At 69.7% G+C, this 4,820-nt stretch carries 3 protein-coding genes; all 3 read left to right on the forward strand.

What is annotated here, in order from left to right; all coding sequences use genetic code 11:
- On the forward strand, positions 1 to 756 hold a 756-nt coding region (locus ELR45_RS31945), incomplete at its 5' end, for an ATP-binding cassette domain-containing protein (RefSeq protein ID WP_205857679.1).
- Positions 749 to 3,190: an alpha-L-rhamnosidase-related protein gene (locus tag ELR45_RS31950; protein WP_129669893.1), complete on the forward strand. Its 2,442-nt coding sequence runs from the start codon at positions 749 to 751 to the stop codon at positions 3,188 to 3,190. The genes ELR45_RS31945 and ELR45_RS31950, both read left to right, overlap by 8 nt.
- Positions 3,187 to 4,820, forward strand: a 1,634-nt coding sequence (locus tag ELR45_RS31955; RefSeq protein ID WP_205857680.1) for a sulfatase family protein, incomplete at its 3' end; no start/stop codon positions are given. The genes ELR45_RS31950 and ELR45_RS31955, both read left to right, overlap by 4 nt.

A 4,820-nucleotide genomic window follows, 5' to 3' on the forward strand; every position in this document is an offset into this window, starting at 1 on the left:
GGCTTCAGCATCGACGCCGGCGAGACGCTGAGCCTGGTCGGCGAGTCAGGCTCCGGCAAGAGCACCATCGGCCGGGCGATCCTCGGCCTCACCGCGGTGTCGGCTGGCCGGATCCGATTCCACGGCCAGGACATCACCGACCTGTCCCGCCGTCGCCGGCGAGCCGTCACGACGGGCCTGCAGGCCGTGTTCCAGGATCCGTACTCGTCGCTCAACCCGGCGATGACGGTGGAGAACATCCTCCTCGAACCGTTGCTCGTGCGGGGCGTGGCCGACGCCCGCGGACGTGTGCAGGACGTCTTGGCCAAGGTCGGCCTGCCCAGCGACGCCGGACGGCGACTCGCGAGCGAGTTCTCCGGCGGCCAGCGACAGCGGATCGCCATCGCCCGCGCTCTCGTGCTCGACCCGCAACTGGTCGTGTGCGACGAGCCGACCAGCGCCCTCGACGTCTCCACCCAGGCCCGCGTCCTCGCGCTGCTGCACGAGATACAGCAACGCACCGGGGTGGCCTACCTGTTCATCAGCCACGATCTCGGGGTCGTGCGACGCATCAGCGACCGCATCGCCATTCTCCGCGACGGCCAGATCGTCGAGACCGGACCCACCGAACAGGTCACCTCCGATCCGCAACACCCCTACACCCGGCGACTGCTGCTGTCGACGCCGGTCATGGACCCGGCAGAACAGGCCCGGCGACGCGCGGAGCGGCACCGGGCAATGACGGACGAGACGGAGCGGCGCGCCCTGCATGCATGAACCAGACACGACCCAGTGGACCAGCGAATGGGCAGGCGAATGGATCCGGACAGCGGACCCGGGCGAAGGTGACGACGTGTCCGGCCCGCGCCGGGTCGGATTCCGCCGGGAGTTCGAGCTCACCGCTGTGCCGGTGGAGCTGCCTATCCGGGTGTCCGCCGACTCGCGGTACGTCCTGTGGGTCAACGGGACCGAACTCGGCCGGGGCCCGATCCGATCGCAGCCCTACAGGTGGACCTATGACGAGTACGATCTCGCGCCCGCGCTCGGCCCGGGCACGAACGTGATCGCCGTGCTCGTCACCTACTACGGGGCGGACAACGCGTTCTGGCAGCGTGCGCGGGTGACCGACGGCCTCGGCGCGGACGCGTGTCTCATTCTCGACGCGCCGGCGCGGTGGCACGACGTCGTCACGGCGGGAGACCGGTGGACAGCACATCCGTTCGACGCGTGGTCGACTGTGCCCGGTCGTGGTGTGCTGGCCGCGCTGCCGATCGAAGTAGTCGATCAGCGGCGGCTGGACGATGGCTGGCTCCGGCCGGCAGGCGCGCCGGAGTGGAAGTCCGCGGAGCCGGCGCAGGCACTGCACGCAGGGGGTGGCCGCCGGTCGCGGCCACCCGCCTATCCGTACGGCGCGCTCCGCCCGCGCGGGCTCGCGCAGCTGCGCGGCGACACCGTGACTGCGCAACTGGCCTCCGTCGGACGTGCTCGCCCGTCTGCGGAGCCGGATCCGGTGGAGGTCGTGCTGGACGCGCTCGACACGCTGGATCCCGACCCGCTGGATCTCGGCGATCCGGTGCTGTGGCAGTTCGACTTCGGCCGCATCGTCGCCGGCTACGTCGAGATCGACTTCGACGCTCCGGCCGGCACCGTCTTTGACGTGGCCTATCTGGAACGGCCGGCGACGGCGCCCACGAGCGGCGATCGCCGCTACGTGCCACGTGCCGGGGCACGGGTGATCGCGGCCGGGGGAGCGGCGACGTTCCGGGCGCTTGAGCCCAACGGACTCCGGATCGCGGCGATCCTCGCCAGAGCCGTGACGGCGGCACCGGTGCGGGTCACCGCCGTCCGAGTGCGCGAACATCTCTATCCGTTCAGCGGCGGCGCCTTCTTCTCCTCGAACGAGAAGGAGCTCGTGCGTCTGTGGAACGCCGGGGTACGCACGGTTGAGGTGAACTCGTCGGACGCATTCACCGACTGCCCGACCCGCGAGCAGCGCGCCTGGGTCGGCGATGCCGTCGTCCACGTCGGCGTGCATCTCGTCGCGAACGAGGACTGGCGACTCATCGAGCGTCATCTCGAGCTCTCCGATTCGCCTCGGCCGGACGGGCTGCTGCCGATGTCCGTGGCCGGCGACATCGAGTCGGCGGCGCGTTACTCGATCCCGGACTGGTCCCTGCACTGGCTACATGCCCTCACGCTGTACGCGCGGGCATCCAAGCGGGTCGAATTCGTCCGTCGCCGCCTCGCCACGGCACGGCGGATCCTGGAGTGGTTCGAGACCTACGCCGATGACCACGGCGTGCTCGTGGACGTGCCGGAATGGCCGCTCGGCGATTGGTCGAGCGTGTTCACCAGCGGCTGCAGCGCGCTGCTGACGGCGCTGTGGGCGCGTGGGCTCCGCGAATTCACCGAACTCAGCGAATGGGTCGGGAACGCCGCCGACGCCCGCCGCACCCGGGCACTGGTCGCATGCGTCGAGCGCGGATTCGAGTGCTTCTGGGACGACGCGCGGGGACTGTACGTCGACCACATCGTGTCGGGCGAGCGGCGGCCCGCGGTGTCGCAGGTATCGAACGCGGCGGCGATCGTCGCCGGCATGGTGCCGGACCAGCGGCGAGCCGGCGTCGTCGCACGTATGACCGACGAGGACCGTCTCGTCACGCGCGGGTGGAACGCGCCGTCGCCCACGGTCGGCCTGGAACAGAAGGTGCGCGACAGAGCGGAAGGCGTCCAGCGCATCGACTGGGACGTCGAGCGCCAGATCGTCCGTGCCGAGCCGTTCTTCTCTTCCGTGGTGCACGACGCCGTCGCCTGTGCGGGACGGGCCGACCTGCTGCCGGTGGCGCTGCGCCGCTGGTCGAACTTTCTCACCGATGGGTACGACACCTTCGGCGAGTGCTGGGAGTGGGGTACCCCCGCACACGGATGGAGCAGCACACCCACCCGCGACCTCATCGTCCATGTACTCGGCGTCGAGGCGCTGAGCCTGTGGGAGGAGACCTATCGCCTCGCTCCGGCACGCACCGGCATCCACTGGATGCGCGCTGCCGTGCCGACCACGGCTGGGCTGATGGACGTCGAGCTGAACGGCGCCGAACTCGTCGTCGACACGCCGGTCCCGGTGCGGATCGAGACCTGGTCATCGCACGTGCTGGACCGGCCAGCAGGTAGGTACCGGGTGAACCTGGAAGAGCGGAGGGAGCCGGCATGACGGGCACAGCGCGGGCCACCGACGCCGCACGGCCGAATGTCCTGCTCATCATGGCCGACGAATGGCGGGCGCGGTCCGTGGGCTACGCGGGCGACGAGCACGCGCGGACCCCGCACATCGACGCGCTGGCGGCGGAGTCGGTCACCTACCAGCAGGCGATATCGGGTCAGCCGATCTGCTGTCCGGCGCGCGCGAGCTTTCTCACTGGGCAGTACCCGTTGCAGCACGGCGTGTATCTCAACGACGTGCCGCTGCAGCCAACGGGTCCGGTGCTGCCGGAGGTGTTCCGCGACCACGGATACCGCACGGGATACATCGGGAAGTGGCACCTGTTCGGCAGCCCTGAGGGAACGTTCGAGCGACGGGAGTCGTATATCCCGGCCGAGTCGCGGTTCGGATTCGAGTACTGGAAGGCGCTCGAATGCACCCACGACTACAACCGCTCCGCCTACTACGAGGGTGACGATCCGGCGAAACGCTTCTGGGAGGGGTACGACGCGTTCGCCCAGACCGAGGACGCGATCGGCTTCATCACCGATGCGGGCGAGACGCCATTCTTCCTCACGCTCTCGTACGGGCCGCCGCACTTTCCGCTGCACACCGCCCCCGAACGTTACCGCGAGCTGTATGCGGACGCGGATATCCAGCCACCTGCCAACGTGCCGGATTGGTGCCGGGACGAGGCGGTCAACGATCTGCGCGGCTACTACGCGCACATCGCGGCGCTCGACGAGTGCGTGGGCCGACTCCTGGACGCGGTCGGCGAGAACACGGTCGTCGTCTTCACCTCGGACCACGGCGACATGCTCTGGTCGCAGGGCCTGGAACACAAGCTGGTCCCGTGGGAGGAATCGGTGCGAGTGCCGCTGCTGGTCCGTGCGCCCGGCCGCGCACCGCGGACCTCGCAGCAGCTCTTCAACAGCCCGGACCTGATGCCGACCCTCCTGGGATACGCCGGGCTACCGGTTCCGCCGGGTGTGACCGGGGCGGACCTCTCCGTCCCCGAGGCCGGTACACCCTCCGCGTTCCTCTGCGTACCCGCCGCCTACTCAAGCCTTCGGCGCGCGGGTCTCGAGGAGTATCGCGGCGTCCGCGACCAGCGGTACACCTACGTCCGCACCCGCTCCGGCCCTTGGCTCCTCTACGACAACATCGACGACCCGCAACAGCTGCGTAACCGGTGCGGTGACCCGGCCCTGGCGGCAGAACAGGACCGTCTCGACCAGGAACTCGACCGCTGGCTCACGCGGCTCGGCGACGAGTTCCTCCCCGGCGAGGAGTACCTGGGCCGCGACGGCTACCAGCATTATTTCGAAGCGAACGAGCCGCTCGGGTGCAGCGGCACAGACCAATGGCAGTCGACGAACGGCCGCGGCCGGTTCTTCTCCGTCGACACGCAGCTCTCGGCCGTCCTCGCGCACCCGGATGCGCGTGCCGTCGTGGAGGAGCTTGGGCCGCGTCTGCTGGAAGCCGGCGAGCCGTTGCATGACCGGCGATCCGTGCGACTGCTGGCGATGTGTGAACCGGCGGCGATCATCGACGAGCGGCTGAAAGAGCTGGACCGCCGGCTGACCGCGCTGGGGACGCGGCCGGTGGGTCCAGAGGGTGACGTCGCCCTACCCGCCTGGCC

The organism is Phytoactinopolyspora endophytica (assembly GCF_004138495.1).
GTDB lineage: Bacteria > Actinomycetota > Actinomycetes > Jiangellales > Jiangellaceae > Phytoactinopolyspora > Phytoactinopolyspora endophytica.